The 23408-nt window shown below is 63.0% G+C and carries 18 protein-coding genes; 15 read left to right on the top strand and 3 right to left on the bottom strand.

The window, feature by feature from the left end:
* Nucleotides 1-36 precede the first annotated feature (36 nt).
* The gene (locus tag CK910_RS15730) at nt 37-1704 is read right to left on the bottom strand and encodes a methyl-accepting chemotaxis protein (RefSeq protein ID WP_098983928.1); all 1668 of its coding nucleotides are present in this window, start codon (nt 1702-1704) and stop codon (nt 37-39) included.
* Nucleotides 1705-1834: 130 nt separating this feature from the next.
* Between CK910_RS15730 and CK910_RS15725 the strand changes: the two genes are divergently transcribed.
* From CK910_RS15725 to pbpG, 13 genes are all read left to right on the top strand, one after another.
* Nucleotides 1835-2290 (top strand): YchJ family protein, encoded by a 456-nt coding sequence (locus tag CK910_RS15725; protein ID WP_098983927.1) that lies wholly within the window; start codon nt 1835-1837, stop codon nt 2288-2290.
* 190 nt (nt 2291-2480) lie between these two features.
* Complete coding sequence (glpA, locus tag CK910_RS15720) at nt 2481-4175, top strand: anaerobic glycerol-3-phosphate dehydrogenase subunit A (protein WP_098983926.1); 1695 nt, start codon at nt 2481-2483, stop codon at nt 4173-4175.
* Nucleotides 4172-5449 (top strand): glycerol-3-phosphate dehydrogenase subunit GlpB, encoded by a 1278-nt coding sequence (gene glpB, locus CK910_RS15715; protein WP_098983925.1) that lies wholly within the window; start codon nt 4172-4174, stop codon nt 5447-5449. The genes glpA and glpB overlap by 4 nt, the downstream gene beginning before the upstream one ends.
* Nucleotides 5450-5552: 103 nt before the next feature.
* The gene (gene glpC, locus CK910_RS15710) at nt 5553-6755 is read left to right on the top strand and encodes an anaerobic glycerol-3-phosphate dehydrogenase subunit GlpC (protein WP_098983924.1); all 1203 of its coding nucleotides are present in this window, start codon (nt 5553-5555) and stop codon (nt 6753-6755) included.
* 778 nt (nt 6756-7533) lie between these two features.
* Nucleotides 7534-8979, top strand: a complete 1446-nt coding sequence (gene nrfA, locus CK910_RS15705) for an ammonia-forming nitrite reductase cytochrome c552 subunit (RefSeq protein ID WP_098983923.1) — start codon at nt 7534-7536, stop codon at nt 8977-8979.
* 51 nt (nt 8980-9030) lie between these two features.
* Nucleotides 9031-9630, top strand: coding sequence for a cytochrome c nitrite reductase pentaheme subunit (gene nrfB, locus CK910_RS15700; RefSeq protein ID WP_098983922.1), 600 nt, complete (start codon nt 9031-9033; stop codon nt 9628-9630).
* Nucleotides 9627-10307: a 4Fe-4S dicluster domain-containing protein gene (locus CK910_RS15695; RefSeq protein ID WP_098983921.1), complete on the top strand. Its 681-nt coding sequence runs from the start codon at nt 9627-9629 to the stop codon at nt 10305-10307. Before nrfB ends, CK910_RS15695 begins: the two co-directional genes overlap by 4 nt.
* A 90-nt stretch (nt 10308-10397) precedes the next feature.
* Entirely contained in the window at nt 10398-11351 is a 954-nt protein-coding gene (gene nrfD, locus CK910_RS15690) for a cytochrome c nitrite reductase subunit NrfD (RefSeq protein WP_172955336.1), read from the top strand.
* A 138-nt stretch (nt 11352-11489) separates the two neighbouring features.
* Nucleotides 11490-13466, top strand: coding sequence for a heme lyase NrfEFG subunit NrfE (nrfE, locus tag CK910_RS15685; RefSeq protein ID WP_098983919.1), 1977 nt, complete (start codon nt 11490-11492; stop codon nt 13464-13466).
* Complete coding sequence (locus CK910_RS15680) at nt 13463-14026, top strand: DsbE family thiol:disulfide interchange protein (protein WP_098983918.1); 564 nt, start codon at nt 13463-13465, stop codon at nt 14024-14026. Before nrfE ends, CK910_RS15680 begins: the two co-directional genes overlap by 4 nt.
* A gap of 56 nt (nt 14027-14082) precedes the next feature.
* Nucleotides 14083-15210 carry a heme lyase NrfEFG subunit NrfF gene (nrfF, locus tag CK910_RS15675; RefSeq protein WP_441296870.1) on the top strand — a complete coding sequence of 376 codons (1128 nt, stop codon included), beginning with the start codon at nt 14083-14085 and terminating at the stop codon, nt 15208-15210.
* Between the two features lie 176 nt (nt 15211-15386).
* Nucleotides 15387-15842 carry an NUDIX hydrolase gene (locus CK910_RS15670; RefSeq protein ID WP_098983916.1) on the top strand — a complete coding sequence of 152 codons (456 nt, stop codon included), beginning with the start codon at nt 15387-15389 and terminating at the stop codon, nt 15840-15842.
* 343 nt (nt 15843-16185) lie between these two features.
* Nucleotides 16186-17106 carry a D-alanyl-D-alanine endopeptidase gene (pbpG, locus tag CK910_RS15665; RefSeq protein WP_043138942.1) on the top strand — a complete coding sequence of 307 codons (921 nt, stop codon included), beginning with the start codon at nt 16186-16188 and terminating at the stop codon, nt 17104-17106.
* A 110-nt stretch (nt 17107-17216) separates the two neighbouring features.
* On the opposite strand, the gene CK910_RS15660 is transcribed toward pbpG, so the two are convergent.
* Nucleotides 17217-18602: a tryptophanase gene (locus CK910_RS15660; RefSeq protein ID WP_098983915.1), complete on the bottom strand. Its 1386-nt coding sequence runs from the start codon at nt 18600-18602 to the stop codon at nt 17217-17219.
* A 664-nt stretch (nt 18603-19266) separates the two neighbouring features.
* Here CK910_RS15660 and CK910_RS15655 point away from each other — a divergent pair.
* Entirely contained in the window at nt 19267-20520 is a 1254-nt protein-coding gene (locus tag CK910_RS15655) for a D-amino acid dehydrogenase (RefSeq protein WP_098983914.1), read from the top strand.
* Between the two features lie 79 nt (nt 20521-20599).
* Here the strand turns inward: CK910_RS15655 and CK910_RS15650 are convergent, their stop codons facing one another.
* Complete coding sequence (locus CK910_RS15650) at nt 20600-21280, bottom strand: TetR/AcrR family transcriptional regulator (protein ID WP_172955335.1); 681 nt, start codon at nt 21278-21280, stop codon at nt 20600-20602.
* 177 nt (nt 21281-21457) lie between these two features.
* Between CK910_RS15650 and CK910_RS15645 the strand changes: the two genes are divergently transcribed.
* Nucleotides 21458-23398 carry an amidohydrolase gene (locus CK910_RS15645; protein WP_098983913.1) on the top strand — a complete coding sequence of 647 codons (1941 nt, stop codon included), beginning with the start codon at nt 21458-21460 and terminating at the stop codon, nt 23396-23398.
* Nucleotides 23399-23408 lie beyond the last annotated feature (10 nt).

Raw genomic sequence — 23408 nt, 5'->3', positions numbered from 1 at the left:
CCGTCTGGAAATCACGTCCAGACGGCAAAAATGCGATCAGTAGCGGAATTGGGAGACGAGTTTGCGCAATTTGTCACCCGTGCTGGCCAGATCGCGGGTGGTGCTGTTGGACTCCACAGCCGCGTCGGTCAGCTCGCTGACGATCTGCTGTATGGCCACCAGGTTCTTGTTGATCTCCTCGGAGACCGCATGCTGCTCCTCGGCCGCCGTCGCTATCTGGATGTTCATGTCGTTGATGGTGCTGACCGCCATCACCATGCTGTCGAGGGAGGTAGCGATGTGACTCGCCTCCTGTACCGTCTCCTGGCTGCGCTCCTCGCTGGCCTGCATCACGTCCACCGCCTGTTTGACGCCGCTTTGCAGCCGCTGCAGCATCTCGTTGATCTCCTTGGTGCTCTGCTGGGTACGGCCCGCCAGGGAGCGCACCTCGTCAGCCACCACCGCAAAGCCGCGCCCCTGCTCGCCGGCCCGGGCCGCCTCGATGGCGGCGTTGAGCGCCAGCAGGTTGGTCTGCTCGGCGATGCCGCGAATGACCTCGACCACGGATCCTATCTTGCCGGTCTCCTGCGCCAGCTGCTCTATGACGCCGGAGGCGGTATGCACCTCGCCCACCAACCGGTTGATGCTGTTGATGGCGCTGCCCACCACGCCACGGGCGGCATCGGACTCGCGCGCCGCGTCGCTGGTGGCGGTGGCCGCATTGGAGGCACTGGCCGCCACTTCCTGGGCGGTGGAGCTCATCTCGGTCACGGCGGTGACCACCTGATCCGTCTCCCGGCTGTGGCCGTGCATCTGATGGTCATAGTGCTCGCTCAGGTGGTGCAGCTTCTCCACCGCACTGAAGAGGTGATTGCTGGTCTCTCCCACCTGACTCACCACCGACTGGATCCGCTCGACGAAGCGGTTGAAGGCGGTGGCCAGCTGGCCAATCTCGTCATGACTCTGCACCTTGAGGCGCTGGGTCAGATCCCCCTCCCCGTCGGCTATGTCGTTGAGGGCCGACACCGCATCCGCCAGCGGCCGGGTGACCCGATTGCCGATCACCACAGTCACCGCCAGGGTGATCCCCAAGATCACCAGAATGAGCAGCACGCTGCTCTGCAGGGAGTCGTGCATGTTGCTCTCACGCTCGGTGCGCAGCGCCGCCAGTTCGTTGTCGATGTCATCGATGTAAAAGCCCGTGCCTATGACCCACTGATACTTGTCGAGCACCAGGTTGAAGGAGAGCTTGGGCGCATCCCGCCCGATGGAGGGCTTGGCGGTCCAGTACTCGGAGAAGCCATCCCCCTGGCGCGCCGCCTTGACGATCTCCTGGATCAGCAGCTTGCCCTTGGCATCCTTGTCCTGCCAGCGGTTCTTGCCCTCCATCTCGGGGCGGGTCGGCAGCAATACCGTATTGCCCTGGAAGTCATAGACGAAGAAGTAGCCGTCGCTGCTGTAGCGCAATGGTCGCAGGATCTCGGTGACCTGCTTGCGCGCTTCCGGGCTGTCTGGCTGGTTGTAGGCCGTGTCGACGGCCGTCTTGGCAAGCATCAGGTAGCTGCTGAGCAACGCCTTGCGCTCCTTGATCGCATTCTCCCGCGCCGCCACCAGATCGGCTTCCAAATCGCTCTTGGAAATCATGTAGTTGCTGAGGTTGACCACCAGGGCCATCAGGAGCACGGGGATGGCTCCCAGCAACAGAATTTTCTGCTTTAGCGTCATCATTCACATCCTTGCAGCTGTTTTTATTGGTGTTCCGTTCCTACCCAACCAGTATAGGGCGCTGGTCGGCGGGGACCCGCTTTCGCTACAATCCCCGCACCTTTATCTATCGACCCTGATGGGCTGACACATGAACAAATGTCCTTGCGGTTCAACTCTTTCTCTCGAACTGTGCTGTGGATCACTGCACCAGGGGGCCGAGGCGCAAACCCCGGAGCAGCTGATGCGCTCCCGTTACAGTGCCTTCGTGCTGGGGCTGGGCGACTATCTGGTGCACAGCTGGCACCCTGATCACCTGGGGGGATTGACCGCGGATCAGCTCTCCCAGACCGACACCCGCTGGGACGGGCTGGAGATCCTCGCCACCCAAGGCGGCCCCTCGGACGAGACCGGCGTGGTGGAGTTCAAGGCCTGGTTCAAGGAGGGGGATGAGCGCCACTGCCTGCATGAACGTTCCCGCTTCGTGCGTTATCAGGGACGCTGGGTCTACACAGATGGCGAACAGGATCCGGCACCGCTGCAGGCGGGGCGCAACGACCCCTGCCCCTGTGGCAGCGGCAAGAAGTTCAAGAAATGCTGTGGCTGAACCAGTCTCATGCAAAGAGAGGGGGCCCTGGTGGCCCCTTCTCTGTTATGGGAGTGTGACCAGAGTCACGATTTGCTCATTAGCTCGCGCACGAATGAGCGTTTACGAGCATTAATTTGGCCCATATCAAACATTTTCGGCCAGAGAGGCGCCACACTGGCGTCATCTGGAAGAGATGAGACGGGCAAGAATGAAAAGAATAACCACACAAGTCGTCATCATAGGGGGTGGCGCCACCGGGGCCGGCATCATGCGCGATTGCGCACTGCGCGGCATCGACTGCATTCTGCTGGAGCGGGATGACATCGCCGCCGGGACCACGGGCCGCAACCACGGCCTGCTCCACTCGGGCGCCCGCTATGCGGTGACGGATCCGGAGTCCGCCCGCGAGTGCATTCAGGAGAACCACATCCTCAAGCGGATCGCCAGCCACTGCGTCGAGGACACGGGCGGCCTCTTCGTCACCCTGCCGGAAGATGACATCAATTTTCAAAACACCTTCATGGACGCCTGCGCCCTGGCGGGTATCGACGCCCGCCAGCTGGATCCGGCCGATGCGCTGCGCCTCGAGCCCAACGTCAACCCGGCGCTGATCGGCGCCATTCAAGTGCCGGACGGCACTGTCGATCCCTTCCGCCTCGCCGCCGCCAACGTGCTGGATGCGAAAGAACATGGCGCGCGCATCTTCACCCACAGCAAGGTGCTGGGGCTGCTGCGCACCCAGGACAGGGTCCATGGCGTCAAGGCCATCAACACCCGCACCGGCGAGGCGTTCGAGGTGGAGTGTCAGGAGGTGATCAATGCCGCCGGGATCTGGGGCCAGCAGATCTGCGAGTACGCCGATCTCGGCATCCGCATGTTCCCGGCCAAGGGCTCGTTGCTCATCATGGATTACCGCATCAACCAGATGGTGCTCAACCGCGCTCGCAAACCGGCGGATGCGGACATTCTGGTGCCGGGCGATACCATTTCCCTCATAGGCACCACCTCGAGCCGCATCGACTACCACAAAATTGACCAGCTCACCGTGGATCCGGACGAGGTGGAAGTGCTGCTGCGCGAGGGGATCAAGCTCGCCCCCATCATGGCGCGCACCCGTCTGCTGCGCGCCTACGCCGGGGTTCGCCCGCTGGTGGCGGTGGATGGCGACGAGACCGGCCGCAACATCAGCCGCGGCATAGTCCTGCTCGATCACAGCGATCGTGACGGCCTGCAGGGCTTCAACACCATCACAGGCGGCAAGCTGATGACCTATCGGCTGATGGCCGAGTGGGCCACCGACCTCATCGCCAGGAAGATAGGCAACACCAAACCGTGCCGCACCGCCGAGCTGAGCCTACCCGGCTCGCGGGATCCGGAGAAGGTCTCCGCCCCCGGTCTGTCGGCCCCGGCAGAAGGCTCGGCCCAGTATCGCCACGGCGAACGGGTCATCGCCTTCTTTCGCGACAACCCCAAGGCCAACGCCCTCATCTGCGAATGCGAGATGGTGACGGCCGGTGAAATCGAGTACGCCCTGCGCGAACTGGACGTGGACAACCTGGTGGATCTGCGCCGCCGCACCCGTCTGGGCATGGGCCCCTGTCAGGGTGAGCTGTGCGCCTACCGGGCAGCCGGCCTGATGCAGGAGTACGGCAAGGCCGATGGCCGCCAGGCCTGCGTCATGCTGCGCCAGTTCCTGGAGGAGCGTTACAAGGGCACCCGTCCCGTGCTGTGGGGCGATGCCCTGCGCGAGGCGGAGTTTACCTACTGGATCTACGAAGGGCTGTTTGGTCTGGGAGAGTGGACGGCGCCCCACCTGGTGGCCGAGCCCCCCTTCCCCCTCGACCCCGTCACCAGGACAGAAGACCACAGCCAGGCCCCATTGACTCAAGGAGTGCAGTCATGAAATTTGACAGTATCGTGATAGGTGGCGGCATGGCGGGCCTCTCGGCGGCGCTGCGCCTCGCCGAAGCGGGTCAGAAGACGCTGCTGATGGCCTCTGGCCAGAGCGCCTTGCACTTCTCCTCCGGCTCGGTTGATCTACTGGAGAGCGACGGCGATCCCCGCGCTGCCCTGCCCGCCTTCATGGCCGAGCACCCGGATCACCCTTACAGCAAGGTGGGCCTGACCAACATAGAGGCGAGCCTCGCCGATCTGCAGCGCCACTGCCACGAGCAGGGGCTGCCCCTGTTTCGCCAGGAGACCAACCACCAGCGGCTGACCCCCATAGGCACCCTGAAATCCACCTGGCTATCGCCCCATACCTGCGCCTGCCAGACAGATGCGCCCGCCCCCGATGCCATCCTGCTGGCTACCCTGGAAGGGTTTCGCGACTTTCACCCGGCGCTCGCGGCCGCCAACCTGGCGACCCATCCGCGCTTCGCCCACTGCCGCATCATGACGGGTGAAATTCGCCTGCCCCAGCTCGCCGAATTCAGCCGCAACCCCCACGAGTTTCGCTCCGCCGACATAGCCCGCCTGTTTGACAAGCAAAAGGGCGACCAGCCCGATCTGCTGGCCGATCTGGCCCGCGAGATCTGCCGCATGGTGCACGAGAGCAGCGATCCCGGTTGCCGCCATGTGGTGTTGCCCGCCTGCCTGTCGCTGGGGCTGGTCGGCCCCCGTCTGGCGGAGCTGGAAAAACGCACCGGCTGCACCATCAAGGAGGTGGCCACCATGCCGCCCTCACTCATCGGCATGCGGATGCAGGAGGCGCTCAAGCGCCGCTTCCTGGCCCTTGGCGGCACCTTCCTCACCAGCGAACGGGTGCTGGGCGCCCGCTATGAGGGGGACAGAGTGATAGGCGTGCACAGCCAGAACGGCGACGATCAGCTGTTCGAGGCGGACCACTTCGTGCTCGCCTCCGGCAGCTTCTTCAGCCGCGGCCTCGAATCCCGGCTGCGCGGCATTCGCGAACCCATCTTCAACGCCGACGTGCTGAGCCTGGAGGAGCGCGATGCCTGGGCCGGTCGCCGCCTGTTCGACCACCACCCCTTCATGGGCTTCGGGGTCAAGACGGACGACAAGCTGCGGGTAATGCGCGGTGGCAAGCCGCTCGCCAACCTCTATGGGGCGGGCAGCGTGCTGGCCCATTACGACCCGATCAAAGAGGGCTCAGGCTCCGGTGTCGCGGTTGCCACCGGCTGGCAAGCCGCCGGCCATATTCTGGCAGGGGTGTGAGATGCCCACCCTGCATTTCCTGACTGCGGGCAGCCCGCTGCCCGCTCGACAATCCCATTGCCGCGTCCCTTGTGCTTTCAATCCGGCCCGGGAGGAGTAAATCATGCTACTGGATCACGCCAACCAAACCTTCGATCAGTGCATCAAATGCACCGTCTGCACCGCCTACTGCCCGGTGGCCAAGGCCAATCCCGCCTACCCGGGCCCGAAGCAGGCCGGTCCCGATGGGGAGCGGCTGCGCATCAAGAGCCCCGAGCTGTTCGACAGCGCCCTCAAGTACTGCACCAACTGCAAGCGCTGTGAAGTGGCCTGCCCGAGCGGGGTCCGCATCGGCGACATCATCGCCAAGGCCAAGCACAAATACAGCGACTTCAAGCCCGGGATCCGCGAATTCGTGCTCTCCCATACCGACCTCATGGGCGGCATGTCCACCCTGATGGCGCCCGTGGTCAACTTCACCACAGGGCTCAAGCCGATGAAGCTGGTGCTGGACAAGGCGCTGGGGGTCTCCTCCCACCGCGACCTGCCCAAGTATTCGCAAGGCACCTTCCGCGGCTGGTACAAGAAGCAGAAAACCAGCCAGGCCCGCTTTGAACGTCAGATAGCCTATTTCCACGGCTGTTACGTCAACTACAACCACCCGCAGCTCGGCAAGGAGCTGATGCAGGTGCTCAACGCCATGAACATAGGCATGCAACTGCTGGAGCGGGAGAAGTGCTGCGGCGTGCCGCTGATTGCCAACGGCTTCATGGACAAGGCCAAACAGCAGGCGGCCTTCAACATCAAGCAGCTGGAGAACACCCTGCTTGGCAACGAGATGCCACTCCTGGCCACCTCCTCCACCTGCGGCTTCACCCTGCGGGATGAATACCCCCACCTGCTGGAGCAGGACAACCACAAGGTGCGGGATCGCATCTCGCTGGTGACCCGCTTCCTGTGGAACGAGTTCTACCGGGGCAACAAGCCGGCCATGAAGCCGCTCAATCTGCACATCGCCTACCACACCCCCTGCCACATGGAGAAGATGGGCGGCGTCATCTACACCCTCGAATTGCTGCGCGCTATTCCCGGAGTCAAGGTGACGGTACTGGAGTCCCAGTGCTGCGGCATCGCCGGCACCTACGGCTTCAAGTCGGAGAACTACGAGACCAGCCAGGCCATAGGAGAAGGGTTGTTTGATCAGATAAACCGCCTCAAGCCTGATCTGGTCATCACCGACTGCGAGACCTGCAAGTGGCAGATAGAGATGAGCACGCCGTTTCGCTGTGAACACCCGATCCACCTGCTGGCCCAGGCGCTGGCATAAGAGATCACAGCGGCAGATGGATATAGAGATGAGCACTCCAATTCCCCGCTGTGAGCATCCCATCCACCTGCTGGCCCAGGCGCTGGCATAAGAGATCACAGTGGCAGATGGATATAGAGATGAGCACTCCAATTCCCCGCTGTGAGCATCCGATCCACCTGCTGGCAAAAACGCTGGTCTGATAACGCCATCACCCACAAATGGATAAACGCAGAGCCGGCAATCGCTGGCTCTCTTTATTCCCCGTATCCATCGAGGGGCTGGGTGATCAGGCGCGGATCACCCTGCATGGAAACGGGTGATGACAAGGGCGCTCAACATGATTGAATCCGCTGATTCAGCCCTTGTTTTGCCTCTCTTTGGCGCCATCAAGATTGAGTATTTATGCAAATTTACTTTTATATCCCGAAATAGATAGACCACCCCCTACCCCGCAGCACATTCCTTGCAGGACAAGGCTTGCCGACCCCACTCACCGGCAAATGACAATAGTGTCGGTTAACTGTGGTCCAATAAGTTGAGTTTCCTCATAATTTAACCGGGATCTCATTTCCGGCACTTGCCTTCCCCGGCAATTGATCTAGCGCAAGCCCCGCCTCGATAAATCATCATTCATTTTACCCATTTGGTAATATCCAGCCCGAGCAATCGCATAATTACATGGGTTTTATTCACTAATAACAATTAATCGGCCTGCCTGCTCCTGCCTAGTGCGGGGGCTGATGCCCACATCCAGGATGGAACGGTCAGGTCTGGCAATGAGATCGATTTGGGAGTGATGATCGTGAGTTCACACAACAGACAGACCAGACTGGGCCTAGCCGCCCTGCTGCTTACCACCTGCCTTGGCGCCAGCGGCTGGGCACAGGCGGCCGACGAGGCACAGCCCAAGGGCAAGATAGAGGCGCGCAGCGAGCTGTTCGCCAAGGATCACGCCGATCAGTTCCGCAGCTGGAAAGGCACCAGCGAGAGCAAGGAGCGCACCGACGCCCTGGCGGATGATCCGCAGATGGTGGTGCTCTGGGCCGGCTACCCCTTCTCCAAGGATTACAACAAGCCGCGCGGCCACTTCTACGCCCTGACCGACGTGCGGGAAACCCTGCGCACCGGCGCCCCCAAGACCGCCGAGGATGGCCCCCTGCCCATGGCCTGCTGGAGCTGCAAGGGCCCGGACGTGGCCCGCGTCATCAATGAAAAAGGCGAAGATGGCTACTTCAAGGGGATGTGGGCAAAAGGCGGACCCGAGATAGTCAACACCATAGGTTGCGCCGACTGCCACGACACAGCCTCGAAAGAGTTCAAGGAAGGGAAACCTGCCCTGCACCTCTCCCGTCCCTATGCCGACCGCGCCATGACCGCCATCGGCAAGCCGTTCAAGGAGCAGGGGCGTTTCGATCAGCAGTCCCAGGTGTGCGGCCAGTGCCACGTGGAGTACTACTTCAGCGGCCCCACCAAGGCGGTGAAATTCCCCTGGGACAAGGGCACGACTGTTGAGCAGATGGAAGAGTACTACGACGAGATCGGTTTCGCCGACTGGACCCATGCCCTCTCCAAGACCCCCATGCTCAAAGCCCAGCATCCGGAATATGAGACCTGGCGCGCCGGCATCCACGGCCAGAACAACGTCGCCTGCGTCGACTGTCACATGCCCAAGGTGCAGAACGATCAGGGCAAGGTCTACACGGATCACAAGGTAGGCAACCCCTTCGATCGCTTCGATCAGACCTGCCGCAACTGCCACACCCAGAGCAAGGAGATGCTGCAAGGCATAGTCCAGCAGCGCAAGGATGCCGTCACCGAGATCAAGCTCAAAGTCGAGAAGCAGCTGGTGCACGCCCACTTCGAGGCCAAGGCGGCCTGGGATGCCGGCGCCACCGAGGCCGAGATGAAAGACATTCAGCAGGACATCCGCCACGCCCAATGGCGCTGGGACTTCTCCATCGCCTCCCACGGGGTGCAGATGCACGCACCGGAAGTGGCGCTGCGCATGCTGGGTACCGCCCTGGACAAGGCCGCCGACGCCCGCACCAAGCTGGCTCGCCTGCTGGCGGCCAAAGGGATCAGCCACGAGATCGCCATTCCTGACATCTCCAGCAAGGAGAAGGCCCAGGCCGCCCTTGGCATGGACATGAAGCAGATGAACAGCGACAAGGCCCAGTTCCTCAAGACCACAGTCCCCGCCTGGGATGCCGAGGCCAAAGCGGCCGGACGGCTCGCACAGTAACGAGATTTGCGGGCCCGCCGAGTCGGGCCCGCAATCGGATGGAGGCTTCCTATGGGTGATTTAACGATGGATTTCTTACGACTGATGCTGATGGCAGCCATGCTGCTGACCAGCCTGCAGGGCCAGGCCGCCGATGCGACGAGCGCGCCTGCGGCCCTCCCCGCCACCCACGAGGTGGAGTTTTTGCGCAATCCCGATGCGGCCTGTAGCGACTGCCACAAGGAGCAGGCGTACGGCATGCACGGCAAGCATGGCCAGGCAACCAACCCCAACAACCTGGCGCCGGTCACCTGCACCAACTGCCACGGCCAGCCCTCACCCCAACACAGGGAAGGGGTCAAGGACGTGATGCGCTTCAGTGACAGCTTCACCAACAAGCAGAGCACAGAGAGCTACCCCATCGCCGAGCAGAACGGGGTCTGCATGAGCTGTCACGAGCCCAAACCCCTGCGCGAGGCGCTCTGGGCCCACGACGTGCACGCCACCAAGCTCACCTGCACCAGCTGCCACCAGCTGCACCCGGCCAAGGAGCCCATGGTGGAGATCCCGGAGAAGTCCCGCATCAAGCTCTGCGTCGACTGCCACAGCAAGCAGCATGAAGCCGTCAAGGCGGCCAAGGCGAACGCCACCCCGGACAAGGAGGCACAATGAGCTGCTCTCGCCGTCACTTCATGGCGGGGATAAGCGCGGGGGCCCTCATCATGATGACGGGGCCGACCCGCTCCCTTGCCACTACCCTCGCTCACAGCCAGACCATAGACGGGGTACGCTATGGCATGATCCACGACGAGGCGGCCTGCATCGGCTGTACCGCCTGCATGGATGCCTGCCGGGAGGTGAATCAGGTGCCGGAAGGGGTCTCGCGGCTCGAGATCATCCGCTCCGGCCCCATAGGTACCTTCCCCGATGCCGAGTACCACTTCTTTCGCAAGTCCTGCCAGCACTGCGACAACGCACCCTGCGTGCACGTCTGCCCGACCGGCGCCTCCCATATCCGCAAGGAGGATGGCATAGTCGACGTGGACCCGGACTTGTGCGTCGGCTGCATGTATTGCCTCGCCGCCTGCCCTTATCAGGTGCGCTTTATCAACCCTGTGACCAAGGTTGCCGATAAGTGCGACTTTTGCCGCAAGACCAACCTGGCGGCGGGCAAGGAGCCGGCCTGCGTGGTCTCCTGCCCCACCAAGGCGCTGGTATTCGGCAATCTGGATGATCCCGATAGCCCCATCGCCAAACGGCTGGTGAAGGAGACCACCTATCGCTACAAGCAGGCGCTCGGCACCTCGCCCAAGATGTACCGCGTGCCCAAAGGGGAGATAAAGTCATGACGATGCAAGAGGCGTTTCACTTCCCCTCGCTGGTGTGGGGATTTGCCCCATCGCCATCTACCACGGCAATAACCAATGGAGGGAATGACCATGTGGCATGACGCATTTCACTTCACTTCCCTTGTCTGGGACTGGCCCATCGCCATCTATCTGTTCCTGCTCGGCATCTCCGCCGGGGCCACCAGCCTCTCGGTGCTGTTGCGCCGCAAAGGGGCTGGCAGCGAGAGCGGCATCATCAAGGCGACCGCCATTCTGGCGCCGGTGAGCGTGGTTCTGGGGTTACTGATCCTTATCTTCCACCTGGCCCGCCCCTGGACCTTCTGGAAGCTGATGTTCCACTACCAGTTCGACTCAGTGATGTCCATGGGGGTCATGCTGTTTCAGGTCTATATGGCTGTGCTGTTTGCCTGGCTGGCGGTGGTATTTCGCACCGAGATCGAGACCCTTCGCAGCCGGTTGCTGAAAGAAAAGTTCGCCTTTGTGGATGGGCTGATCGCCCTGTTGGCACGCTTCGAGCGGCTGCTGGCGCCGCTGCTGTTGCTGCTCGCCTTGCTGCTGGGGGCCTACACCGGCTTTCTGCTGTCGGCGCTCAAGACCTATCCGCTGCTGAACAACCCTGTGCTGCCAGTGCTGTTTCTGGTCTCCGGCATCAGCTCCGGCATCGCCTCCACCATCTTGCTGGCGGTGACCCTGTTCAAGGAGAACCACCACAGCCTGGGGGTGAGCTTCGTGCATCGCTTCGAGCGGCCGGTGCTGGCGGTGGAGGTGCTGCTGCTGGTCTGCTTCTTTACCGGTCTCTACTTCGGTGGCGGCCAGAAGGAGGTGGCCATGTGGGCGGCCATCGGCGGCGGCTTCTGGGCCCAGGTGTTCTGGCTCGGGGTAGTGGGCATCGGCATGCTGCTGCCCCAGCTGGTCGGCCTGTTGGCCCCGGCGCCCCTGCGGGAAAAAAGCGGCTATCTGGTGCTGGTCTGCAGCCTGACCCTGGTGGGGATACTGCTGCTGCGCTACTTCGTGCTCTACGCCGGTCAGATGACGGTGGTATAAGAAACAGGTCACAAGCGCCAGCCGCCCTCGGGCGACTGGCGCTTGTTTGTTGTCGAGTCAGTGGATGTTATGCCCCAGCGCCGGCCCGATGCGGACGCTGCGGCATAACATGAACAAATAAGTAGAACCGGAGGTTGTGTGCTGGCTGAGCTCGGCTATCTCTCACTGTTGCTGGCAACGGCGCTCTCCCTGCTGCAAGGCACCCTGCCCTGGCTGGGTCTGCGGCTCGCCTCCCCGGCTCTGTTGGGCTGCGCCAAGCCGCTGGCACAGCTCAATGCCGCCCTGCTCGGGGCGGCGCTGTTGCTGCTCGCCAGTTGCTTCGGGCTCGATGACTTCACTCTGGTCTATGTGGCCCAGCACGCCAACAGCGCCTTGCCCATGGGTTTCAAGCTGGCGGCCGTGTGGGGCGGCCACGAGGGCTCCATGCTGTTCTTCGTGTTTGCGCTGGGGCTGTGGGGCGCCCTGGTGGCGCTCTGTTCGACACGGGTCGATCCATTGATCCGCACCCGAGTGCTGGCCATCATGGGACTGATCGTCGGGCTGTTCGGCCTCTATACCCTGATCTTCTCCAGCCCGTTTGACCGCCAGTTCCCGGGACCGCTGGAGGGGCGAGATCTCAATCCCATGCTGCAGGATATCGGCCTCATCATTCACCCGCCCCTACTCTATCTCGGCTACGTCGGCTTTGCGGTCAACTTCGCCTTCGCCATGGCGGCGCTGCACTCGGGCCGACTGGACGGCGCCGTGGCCCACTGGAGCCGCCCCTGGGCGCTGGGCTCCTGGGTGTTTCTCACCGCCGGCATAGTGCTCGGCTCCTGGTGGGCCTATTACGAGCTCGGCTGGGGTGGCTGGTGGTTCTGGGATCCGGTGGAAAATGCCTCCCTGCTGCCCTGGCTGCTCGGCACAGCCCTGCTCCATGCCCTGATGGTCTGCGAGAAGCGTGGGGCCTACGGCCACGGCGTCTTGCTGCTCTCCATCTTCACCTTCTCGCTCAGCCTGCTCGGCACCTTTGTGGTGCGCTCCGGGGTGCTCACCTCGGTGCACGCCTTCGCGGTGGATCCCAATCGCGGTCTCACTCTGTTGCTGCTGCTCGGTCTGCTATTGACCACGGCACTCACCCTGTTTGCGCTGCGGGCCGATACCCGCGCCCCCTACGCCCGCTTCGGCTTACTGTCAAAAGAGGGGCTGCTGGGCGCCACCATACTGCTGCTGTCGGTGGCCTGCGCCTGCGTGCTGCTCGGCACCTTCTACCCCATGGTGTTCCAGTCCCTGCACCTTGGCTCCCTCTCGGTGGGCGCCCCCTATTTCAACGCTGTTTTCGTGCCGCTGGCGCTGGTGCTGATGGCGCTCATGACCCAAATCCCGCGCCTGCGCTGGCAGGGGCTGATGGCATCTTCCCGCCTGCGGATGCTGCTGCCTCCACTGCTCGGCCTGCTGGGGGGGGGCCTGTTCAGCCTCAGTTATAGCGAGCAGGGAACCCTCCCCCCCCCCCCCCCCCTAGGCTGGAGCAACCTGATCGCCAACATGGTGAGCCTCTGGCTAATCGCGAGCCTGCTGCTCAATGTCTCATTCAAGACTCGCGACCTGAGTGCCAGCCGGCTCGGCAGCCTGCTGGCCCACCTCGGGGTGGCGGTATGCGCCCTCGGCATAGCGCAGGTGAGCCACCATAGCCAGGAGGCGGGCACTGTGCTCAGTCCGGATACGCCCTACCGGCTCGGCGCCCATGAATTTCGTTACGAGGGGATCGAGCCGCTGCTCGGCCCCAACTACACGGCCGAGCGCATCACTGTCAGCGTGCACAAGGATGGCCGGGAGGTGGCCAGGCTCGCCCCGGAGCGGCGCCACTACAGCGTGCGCACCATGAACATGAACGAACCCGGCATCAAGGGGGGACTGTTTGGCGATCTCTACGTGGTGCTCGGCGAGAAGATGGGGCCGAACGCCTATGCCATGCGCCTGCACTACAAGCCGCTGGTACGCTGGATCTGGCTCGGCGGCCTGTTGATGATGGCGGGCGGCGCCCTGCGTTTGCTGGGACGCAAGCCGTTGCTGGCAGCCCAACCACAGACCGCTACACATCAAGTCGCGAGCTTGCTCCCCAAGGAGGCACCATGAGAGCCCGCCTGCGCCTCTTCATGCCGCTGCTGCTGACCCTGTGCCTCGGCGTCCTGCTCTGGCTCGGCCTTGGCAACAACCCCTACAGTCAGGATGAGGCGACCCTGGGCCGCAGTTTGCCGGCTTGGCAAAGCGAGAGTTTGTTTGGCGGCGACCCCATCCATACCGAGGCGCTCAAGGGGGAGCCCTTCGTGCTCAACGTCTGGGCCAGCTGGTGCCCCAACTGCCGCGCCGAGCACCCGCTGCTCGCCGAGCTGGCCAAGACAGTGCCCCTTTATGGCCTCAACTACAGAGACAAGGGCGATGCTGCCCGCGCCTGGCTTGAGGAGGCAAGCAACCCCTATCGCGCCGTGCTGGCGGATCTGGACGGCAAGTTGGCGCTGGAGCTCGGCGTCTACGGCACGCCCGAGACCTATCTGTTTGCCGCCGATGGCACCCTGCTCACCCGCCACACGGGTCTCTTGAGCACGGATATCTGGCAGCGCCAGTTTGCCCCCCTGCTTGCCGAGACCCGCATCAGCACAGCAGGTCAGGCCCAAGTGCAGGAGGGTAAACAATGAAGGGTTTTACGCTGATCTCTTCCCTGCTGTTTGGGTTGGTGCTCTTCATCAGCCCCATGGCCCTGGCAAGCGGCGTCGACACCTATCAGTTCCAGCACCCCGAGTTGCAGAGCCGCGCCCAGGATCTCGCCCGCGCCCTGCGCTGCCCCCAGTGCCAGAACCAGAACCTGGTGGAGTCCAACTCCCCCATAGCCCGGGATCTGCGGCTCGAGGTCTACCGCTGGGTGGATGAGGGGCAGAGCGACGAACAGGTGATCGCCCGCATGACCAGCCGTTTTGGCGACTTCGTGCGCTACGATCCCCCCTTCAAGGCCAGCACGGCGCTGCTATGGGGGGGGCCAGCCCTGCTCTTGTTGCTGGCGCTTGCTCGCCTGCGCGCCAGCCTGCAGCGCAAACAGCCGGTGCGCATGCCGCTGACTGGCGATAAGGCGCAAGGGAACCTGGCCCAGGATCCCAGAGCCGAGCTGAACCGGCGCATCATGGCCGAGCAGCAGGCCGGGCTTGCCCCCCACAGCCGCCTCTACCGGGAGCTGGCACTGGCCCGGCTCGCCAATGCCACCCCGGCCACCGAGCAGGCCTTGCACGCCCGGGTGGCCAGCTCGCATACCGCAAGCCGCCCCCTGCCCTGGCTGCTGCTCGGCGCCCTGCTGCTGGCGCTGATCGTCGGCGTCTATGCCGGCACAGGCCGCTATCAGGCATGGCAGGCGTATCAGGATAGGCCCGATCCCCTGGCGGGATTGAGCCCCCGGGATCTGCAGGACAAGGAGCTGGGCGCCCTGCATCAGCGGCTGCAAAGCAACGCTCAGGATCTCGATGGCTGGGCCGAACTCGGCCAGTTGTATCTGTATCGGGACGAATACGAGGATGCCTGGCTCGCCTATCAGCGCCTGGCCCTGCTGGAAGGGGGCGCCAGCGCCGCCACCCTGGCCGCCCAGGCTACGGTGCGCTACTACCAGGCGGGCCAGCAACTCACCCCGGAGGCGCGCCGCCTGCTCGACGCCTCCCTGGCACTGGACAAGGGGGAAGTGAGCGCCCTGATGCTGCTCGCCGCCGATCACTTCCTGCACGGCCGCTACACCCATGCCATCGCCCTCTGGCAACGGCTGCTGGACGAGGAGCGCCCCCGCATCAACCGCGCCGCCCTGATCCAGGCCATTCAGACCGCCCGCATCATGGGGGGATGACGAGCCATGGCAGATGGCCCGGCTGCCCCTCGCCGGACGGATCGCCATCTTCTATCCAGAGGCCGCCCATACCGGCGGCCGATCCACGCCACCCGATGACAGGCGATAACGGATATTCATGGTCTATTCTCTGCGCCATAATGCAGACCCTTAGCCAGCAACGACAAGGTGCACACATGATCCCCATTCGCTGTCACGCCGTCTCCGGTGTGGCGTTATCGGAAATCGACGGCCAGATAAAAATACTGCTGATGAAGCGGGTCAAAGGCGGCTTCTGGTGCCATGTGGCGGGCACGGTCGAGGCGGGTGAAACCGGCTGGCAGACCATTATTCGCGAGTTTGGCGAGGAGACAGGCATCGCCGTCACCGAGCTCTATAACGGCCAATATCTGGAACAGTTTTACGAGGCGGCCACCAATACCGTGATGATGGTGCCTGTCTTTGTGGTCTATTGCCCACCCAACCAGCCGGTGCGGCTCAATGACGAGCACACCGAATATCGCTGGTGCACCCTGGCCGAGGCCAAGGGAGTGGTGAGTTTTCCCGGCCAGCAGGCGCTCTATGACCATGTCTGGCACTATTTTGTCGAGCGCACTCCCTCGGCGCTGATGCGAGTGGCGACAGGGGCCTGAAAATGCAGGATCTCTCAACGCAGGGGGCGCCGCCTGCGCTGCGGCAAGGGGGATTAACGGGCCGTTAGGCCCCCGGAGGCGCAATAAGACGTAAAAAGAGTGGTAACCCATGGCCATAACAGGCATATAGTGCGCCACCATGACAGGTAAAGCTGACGACCATCAGACTCGCTCATGGCTGGGTATTTCCCGGATCGGGTCGCCATTTGGCCGTCAACATGGGCATTTCAAGGTGCAAGATCCCATAAAATTGAAATATCAGGCCATTAGACGTTGTGAAGCGTCAATTACCGTCATATAACTTACCCAAATGTCCCTGTCAGTCGTACGGTAGCGTCAAATCATGATTATTCGCCCTTTTCTTACCCTGTTGCTCGGTGCCTTCCTCGTTCCCGTCAGCATGGAGAGCGCCCAGGCCAATCCGTTTTCAGCCCAGTCCCACTCCCCCAACAGCTTTCTGGAACAACGCAACGATCTGGCCCTGAGTTCGGCCGCCTTCGTGGTAGCCAATCCGCGCACCGGTGAGGTGTTGTCCGAGCGCAACGCCAATCGGGTCATGCCCATCGCCTCCATCACCAAGCTGATGACGGCGCTGGTGGTGCTCGATGCCAATCAGCGCCTCTCCGAGACGCTGACCGTCACCATGGCCGACGTGGATCGCCTCAAGGGCACGGGCTCGCGGCTGGCGGTCGGATCGCGTCTGAGCCGGGCCGACATGCTGCACATAGCCCTGATGTCGTCGGAAAACCGCGCAGCCTCCGCCCTGGCCAGAAATTACCCGGGTGGCCAGCGCGCCTTTGTCGAGGCGATGAATGCCAAGGCCCGCATGCTCGGCATGTGGAGCACCCAGTTCGCGGACAGCACCGGCCTCACCCCTCGCAACGTCTCCAGCGCCCATGATCTGGCCAAGCTGGTGGCGGCGGCTTCTGCCTACCCACTCATTCGCCAGTACTCGTCCACCGAGGAGCGCATGGTGCGCAACGGCAAGCGCCAGTTGCACTACCTCAACTCCAACCGTCTGGTGCGTGAAGGCAGCTGGCCTGTCACCCTCTCCAAGACGGGCTACATTCGCGAGGCGGGTCGCTGCCTGGTGATGGCAACCCAGATCAACCGCGAGCCTGTGATCCTGGTGCTGCTCAATGCCGATACACCCAATTCACGGGTGGCGGATGCCAAGCGGATCAAGTCCTGGCTGGAGACCTCGGGCCGCATGAGCCTGACCGCCCAGTCCAGTCCCCAGACCAAGCTGTTCAGCAGCCAGTAATCCGCTTCAGACGCTCACGTTAAAAAGCCCCCGCACCAAGGTGCGGGGGCTTTGTCATTGGATCTTGTTGTGACCAGGCCACTTGGCTGCAGCGGCAGTCCGGTAGCCGGTCAGACCGGCTTGAGCCGCGCGGTGAAGTGGCGCAGCAGCGGCGGCTCGTAGTCGAAGGTGAGACCACGGATCTCGCCGGCCCGCGCCTTGACGGCAATGAGGCAGTCGGCCACATAGTCCATGTGATCCCGGGTGTAGACCCGGCGCGGAATGGTGAGGCGCAACAGCTCAAAGTCCGCCGCCTCCTGCCTGCCGGTGGCGGGATCGCGCCCCAGCAGCAAGGAGCCTATCTCCACCCCGCGCACGCCCCCTTCCAGATAGAGCGCGCAGGCTAGGGCATGGGCCGGGAACTGCTCCCCCGGAATGTGGGGCAGCAGCTTCTTGGCATCTACAAAGACCGCATGACCACCGGTCGGCGTCTGGATGGGGATGCCCGCCTCGGCCAGCCGCTCGCCCAGATAGGCCACCTGACCGATGCGATAGGTCAGATACTCCTCGTCCATCCCCTCGCGCAGGCCTATGGCCAGCGCCGCCATGTCGCGACCGGCGAGGCCGCCATAGGTGACGAACCCCTCCATCGCCACGCAGCGCACCTGCACCGCGCGGAACAGGTCGAGATCCTCCTTGAAGCAGCACAGCCCCCCGATATTGACCAGCCCGTCCTTCTTGGCCGACATGGTGAACATGTCCCCCAGCGCAAACATCTGGCGCACTATCTCCTGGATGCTGCTGTTGGCATAAGCTGGATCCCGCTCCTTGATAAACCAGGCGTTCTCGGCAAAACGGGCGGCATCTATCACCACAGGAATATGGTGGCGGCGGGCCAGTGCCGAGACCGCCTGCATGTTGGCCATGGAGACCGGCTGGCCACCTGCGCTGTTGCAGGTGACAGTGATGATGACTGCGGCCACGTTGTCGGCCCCCACTGTCTCTATGGTGTCAGCCAAACGGCCCAGATCGAAATCCCCCTTCCAGGCATAAGGGGCCGTGGTATCGAGGGCCTTGGGGGTGAGCAGGTTGATGGCCCGCGCCCCGGCCAACTCCACATGGGCCTTGGTGGTGTCGAAGTGGTAGTTGGAGATGAACACAGGCGCCTTGCCCTGGCAGCGTTTGACCAGCTCGGGGAAGAGGATCTGCTCGGCCCCGCGCCCCTGGTGGGTCGGCATCACATGCTGGTAGCCAAACAACTCGCGCACTGTGCGCTCCAGTTCGACGAAGTTGCGGCTGCCCGCATAGGCTTCGTCCCCCATCATGATGCCGGCCCACTGGCGATCCGACATGGCACCCGTGCCGCTGTCGGTCAAAAGATCAATGTAGACATCCTCGGCCAACAGCAGGAAGGGGTTCCAGCCTGCGGCCTCGAGGGCGGTGCGGCGCTCGGCGCCTGTGGTCTGCTTGATGGGCTCGACCATCTTGATACGAAACGGTTCGGGTATACGACGCATGATCTTCTCCTTGCACCAGCCGCGCGAACGCCTGGCGACAGTCACCAATATGAAATGAAAACAAGTGGAGTTAACGCAGGGAGATCAGCGGCGAGGGAAGTCGCACACCAGCACTATATCTTGCAAATACCAGGGCAGTGTGTGGGGACTGGCGGTGGGCCAGCCGGATGGGGCGTCAGCAGTTCGGGTCATCACATCCTTTCCTGTGGTGGTCTAACACGAGCGAGCCTGTGAAACGCGCATGCACCATGCAATGCGCTACCCACTCTAGGCGGGGGCGGCTGGGGGCGACAAGCGGCATGCATCGCCGTTGCGATCGGGCGCACAAATTTAACAATCCCCTTACCTTGGCCGTGCAGACGATCATGGGGTGAATGCGGCGCCAGCCAGCCCCAGGCGCCCATCAACGCATCTCGCTGCAGTCATAAACATCACATTATTGTGATTAATCGTCATTATCATCTGGCCATAAATGTTAATGTAGTGATAAATCACATTTTCAAACGGGTGGATTTGCCGATCACGCTGCCGGTGATAACGTGTGGCCTGTGCGCTGGGCCCCCTCCTTGTCCGCGAGCAACAATTGCAGCGACGGGAGCTGGCAGGCCCTCATAACAACAGCAGGATCTGCCGGTGGCGCCTGCATGACGACAAGGATGGAGTGATGAAGATAGTGGTGTTGGGTGGTGGCGTGATTGGCGTAGCCAGCGCCTGGTATCTGGCCAAGGCGGGTCATCAGGTGACCCTGCTGGAGCGACGGGATGGGGTGGCGCTGGAGACCAGCCATGCCAACGCCGGTCAGATCTCCCCCGGTTATGCCTCCCCCTGGGCGGCGCCCGGCATTCCCCTCAAGGCCGCCAAGTGGCTGCTGCAAAAACATGCCCCCTTCACGGTGCGCCCGACCTCGGATCCGTTCCAGCTGCGCTGGATGCTGAAGATGTTCGCCAACTGCACCCCGGCTGCCTATGCCATCAACAAGGGGCGCATGGTGCGCCTTGCCGAATACAGCCGCGACTGCATGAAGGGGCTGCGCGATGAGCTGGCGCTGGATTACGAGGGACGCCAGCTCGGCACCCTGCAACTGTTTCGCAGCCAGGCCCAGCTCGATGCCAGCAAACGGGATATCGAGGTGCTGGAAGAGTACGGCGTGCCCTATCAGTCGCTGGATGCCAACGGTTGCGAGGGGGTGGAGCCGGCGCTGGCACGGGTACGTGGCAAGATAGTCGGTGGCCTGCGCCTGCCGGGTGATGAAACCGGCGACTGCTTCCGCTTCACCAAGGCACTGGCCGCCGAGGCACAAAAACTCGGGGTGGAATTTGTCTTCAACTGCGCCATCGACGAGATTGAACTGGCTCAGGGGCGCGCCGTCGCGGTGCGGGCCGGTGAGCAGCGTTTCAAGGCCGATGCCATCGTCTGTGCGCTGGGCAGCTATGCCACCGGCTTGCTGCGCCCGCTTGGGCTCGATCTGCCTGTCTACCCGGTCAAGGGCTACTCCCTCACCCTGCCGATGACCAACCGTGATGCAGCGCCCCGCAGTACTGTACTGGATGAAACCTACAAGGTGGCCATCACCCGCTTCGATGAGCGGATCCGGGTCGGCGGCATGGCGGAGCTGTCGGGTTTCAACCTGGCGCTCAACCCGAAACGCTACGACACCCTGGCCATGGTGGTGGGGGATCTCTTCCCCGAGGGGGGCGACATACAGCAGGCCGAGTTCTGGACCGGGCTGCGGCCCATGACGCCGGACGGCACCCCGCTGGTGGGCCCAAGCCCTGTGCCTGGGCTCTGGCTCAACACAGGCCACGGCACCCTGGGCTGGACCATGGCCGCAGGCTCGGGCCAGCTGCTGGCGGATCTCATCAGCGGCAACACGCCCACCATCAGCGATGAGGGGCTGACCCTGGCCCGCTACGGCTGAGTCTGGGGCTGCCACAAGGTCGAAAATGCAAGAGGGAGTGCCTGGCACTCCCTCTTCATATCCGTCTCTCGACTCCCTCTCAGTCCGCGCTATCCGTCAGCAGCCTGGGCACCGCCTGCCACACCCGCTCGGGGTCGGGCTCGGCAATGGCCGCCGCCAGCAGTTGCCCCAGCCACTGCTGATGCAACTGCCACATCCGCTGGCCTTCTGACCCCTGCTCCTTGGCACTCTGCTTGACCACATCCGCCGTCCGGTAGAAATAACGCACCAGCGCCGTCAACGCGGGCTCGGGCCAACGGCAACCGAAATGGCGCAGTCGCTCCGACCAGAAGGCAATCTGGCCTCGCTCGTGCACCCGCTCTACTTCGTGCAGTGCCGGAATGAGATCCATCGCCTGCCACAGCGCCCCATAGCCGACGAAACGGGCATCCAGCGCGTCCAGCGCCTGATCCAGCAGCAACAGCGTCTCCTGCAAGCCGCACTCCTGGGTGCGGATCGCCTCCTGAGCCGCGCACACCGCCGCCAGCCAGTCCATGGCCAGCCGGCAGATGATGGCTTCCTTGTTGGGAAACAGGTGATAGAGCGACTTGATGCCGACCCCGGCCCGGGTGGCGATGGCGTTGGTGTTGAGCGCCGGAAAGCCCTGCTCCTGCAACAGGGCCAGGGTGGCCTGCTCGATCCGGGTGACCGTCTCCTGGCTGCGCTGCTGTCTGGGTTGGCGCCGCATGCAGAGATCGGCGGGCAACGGCTGTTCTGACATGGGTTCTCCCTCACCTTGGTCGCGGCATGGTTTTATAACTACATGATGAAACAAGGAAAATATAAGTCAAAAAGAATATTTTCAGTAATTACTGGCTTTTATCCCAACAGCTGCAATAAACAAGAGTGCTCATATTTGCAGTAAAGACTGCATTATAACCAGGGAGAGCAATGGCATATGGATGGCAAGCAATCAGGTTTTAGGTTGACAACAAGCGCCGCACTGCTGCTGGTGGCCGGCGTGCTGACCGGCTGCAATCAGGAGAGCACGGGGCCTGAGGCGCAGCGGACCCTCTACCTCAACGGCACAATTCACACTCAGGACGGGCAACGCAGGGTTGCCGACGCCATGGTGGTCGCCGATGGCAAGTTCCTCTACGTGGGCTCACGCCAGGGGGCCGAGACCTATCAGGGCAAGGATGGCAAGGTCGTGGATCTGAAGGGGCGCATGGTGCTGCCCGGCCTGCACGACAACCACATTCACCTGCTCGGCACTGTGGCGCTGGATATGTGCGATCTGGACGGTCAGAGCGTCACGCTGGATCAGCTGGCCGACAAGATCCGCACCTGTCTGCCTCGCTACGCCCCCACCAAGGGGGAGTGGCTGGCGGTCAATCAGTGGTCTCCCTACGATGGCAATACCCCGACGGCGAACTACGCTACCCTGCTGGCCACCCTGGACGCAGTGGCGCCGGACAACCCTGTGGTGCTGCTCGGGGCCGATGGGCACGCCAGCGCCTACAACTCGCAGGCGCTGGCCAGCGCGCAGGATCAGGATGGCAATACCGTGGGTTTCAACAGTGTGACCCTGGCACCGGGCGGGGTGTTCGAGGCCTTTATTCCCTACGTGGATCTGACCAGCGGGGTGATCCGGGAGGGTGCCCGCAGCGCCATACCTGTACCCGACACCGGGGTGCTCAGCGCCAGCGACGAGCAGGCCGCCAGCCAGTACGACAAGATCCTGCCCGCCATCTCTACCCTGATGGCCTCCCGTGGCATCACGGGGATCCAGGATGCCTGCGCCACCGACTTCATCCGTCAGCGGCTGCTCAAGATGCAGTCGCTTGGGCTGCTGCACATGCGCATCACGGCTGCCACCTGTTTTCACCAGGATGACTACAGCGGCAAACTGGACATAGCCGGTCACCTGGCCAAGGCCAGCCAGGCCAGAAGCGCCTTTGCCGACAATCCCCTGATCAAGGCCGATGCGGTCAAGATCTTCCTCGATGGCGTACTGGAAGGGGATCCCTTTACCGCCCCGCCCTTCCTGCCCAATGCGGGCATGCTGGAAAACTACCAGAACCCGCACCTGGCCATGGATCTCGCCACCGAGCAGGTGAGCATCACGGCCGATAGCGAGGATGCGGGCAGCAACGGCATCGTCAACTACCGGGACGCCGACCTGAAAAACTATGTCACTGCCCTCGATAGGGCCGGTTTCAGCATTCACATGCACAGCATCGGCGATCGCAGCACCCGGATGGCGCTGGATGCGCTGCAAGCCGCCCGCGCCAGCAACGGTGACAAGGGGATCCCCCATACCCTGGCTCACCTGCAGGTGGTGCACCCCGACGATCAGAAAAGGCTGGGAGAACTCGGTCTCTACCTCACCTTCACCTACGCCTGGACCACGCCTCAGCTTGCCTACGACATGCTGGTGACGCCCTTCATCCAGCCCACCCGCGCGGGACAATCCTTGCGCGAGGCGCTGTATGACCCCCTGGGCTATCTGCACGATGCGCTCTATCCGGTGGAAAGTGCGCGCAAGGCGGGCGCCATCCTGGTGGCGGGCAGCGATGCCCCCGTGGACAGCCGGGATCCCCGCCCCTTCGTCAACATGGCGGCCGGCATCGCCAAAGCGGCAGGAAGCGGTGAGGATTTTCGCGCCAACCAGCGTACCTCGCTCGCCGAAATAGTGGCCGCCTACACCATCAATGGTGCCAGGGCGGTACGTCAGGGGGAGATCACCGGCTCCATCGAGGCGGGCAAGTCGGCCGACTTCATCGTGCTGGACAGGGATCTGTTCGCCCTGGTCGAGGCTGGCACCCCGGAGCAGATCGCCGATACCCGAATCGAGCAGACGGTGTTTCAGGGCGAGACCGTCTATCTGGCGCCCTGAGCCCACGCAT

Source organism: Aeromonas sp. CA23 (genome assembly GCF_002587065.1).
Classification (GTDB): domain Bacteria; phylum Pseudomonadota; class Gammaproteobacteria; order Enterobacterales; family Aeromonadaceae; genus Aeromonas; species Aeromonas bestiarum.
This window is presented reverse-complemented; position numbering and strand designations above follow the sequence as displayed.

What these genes read in the sequence shown, in the direction of transcription:
- nrfA (WP_098983923.1), top strand. Translation starts at nt 7,534, where the DNA reads ATGATCGTGAGTTCACACAACAGACAGACCAGACTGGGCCTAGCCGCC.
- glpA (WP_098983926.1), top strand. Translation starts at nt 2,481, where the DNA reads ATGAAAAGAATAACCACACAAGTCGTCATCATAGGGGGTGGCGCCACC.
- CK910_RS15730 (WP_098983928.1), bottom strand. Translation starts at nt 1,704, where the DNA reads ATGACGCTAAAGCAGAAAATTCTGTTGCTGGGAGCCATCCCCGTGCTC.
- CK910_RS15645 (WP_098983913.1), top strand. Translation starts at nt 21,458, where the DNA reads ATGGATGGCAAGCAATCAGGTTTTAGGTTGACAACAAGCGCCGCACTG.
- pbpG (WP_043138942.1), top strand. Translation starts at nt 16,186, where the DNA reads ATGATTATTCGCCCTTTTCTTACCCTGTTGCTCGGTGCCTTCCTCGTT.
- nrfD (WP_172955336.1), top strand. Translation starts at nt 10,398, where the DNA reads ATGTGGCATGACGCATTTCACTTCACTTCCCTTGTCTGGGACTGGCCC.
- CK910_RS15670 (WP_098983916.1), top strand. Translation starts at nt 15,387, where the DNA reads ATGATCCCCATTCGCTGTCACGCCGTCTCCGGTGTGGCGTTATCGGAA.
- nrfB (WP_098983922.1), top strand. Translation starts at nt 9,031, where the DNA reads ATGGGTGATTTAACGATGGATTTCTTACGACTGATGCTGATGGCAGCC.
- glpC (WP_098983924.1), top strand. Translation starts at nt 5,553, where the DNA reads ATGCTACTGGATCACGCCAACCAAACCTTCGATCAGTGCATCAAATGC.
- CK910_RS15725 (WP_098983927.1), top strand. Translation starts at nt 1,835, where the DNA reads ATGAACAAATGTCCTTGCGGTTCAACTCTTTCTCTCGAACTGTGCTGT.
- CK910_RS15695 (WP_098983921.1), top strand. Translation starts at nt 9,627, where the DNA reads ATGAGCTGCTCTCGCCGTCACTTCATGGCGGGGATAAGCGCGGGGGCC.
- CK910_RS15655 (WP_098983914.1), top strand. Translation starts at nt 19,267, where the DNA reads ATGAAGATAGTGGTGTTGGGTGGTGGCGTGATTGGCGTAGCCAGCGCC.
- CK910_RS15660 (WP_098983915.1), bottom strand. Translation starts at nt 18,602, where the DNA reads ATGCGTCGTATACCCGAACCGTTTCGTATCAAGATGGTCGAGCCCATC.
- glpB (WP_098983925.1), top strand. Translation starts at nt 4,172, where the DNA reads ATGAAATTTGACAGTATCGTGATAGGTGGCGGCATGGCGGGCCTCTCG.
- CK910_RS15680 (WP_098983918.1), top strand. Translation starts at nt 13,463, where the DNA reads ATGAGAGCCCGCCTGCGCCTCTTCATGCCGCTGCTGCTGACCCTGTGC.
- CK910_RS15650 (WP_172955335.1), bottom strand. Translation starts at nt 21,280, where the DNA reads ATGTCAGAACAGCCGTTGCCCGCCGATCTCTGCATGCGGCGCCAACCC.
- nrfF (WP_441296870.1), top strand. Translation starts at nt 14,083, where the DNA reads ATGGCCCTGGCAAGCGGCGTCGACACCTATCAGTTCCAGCACCCCGAG.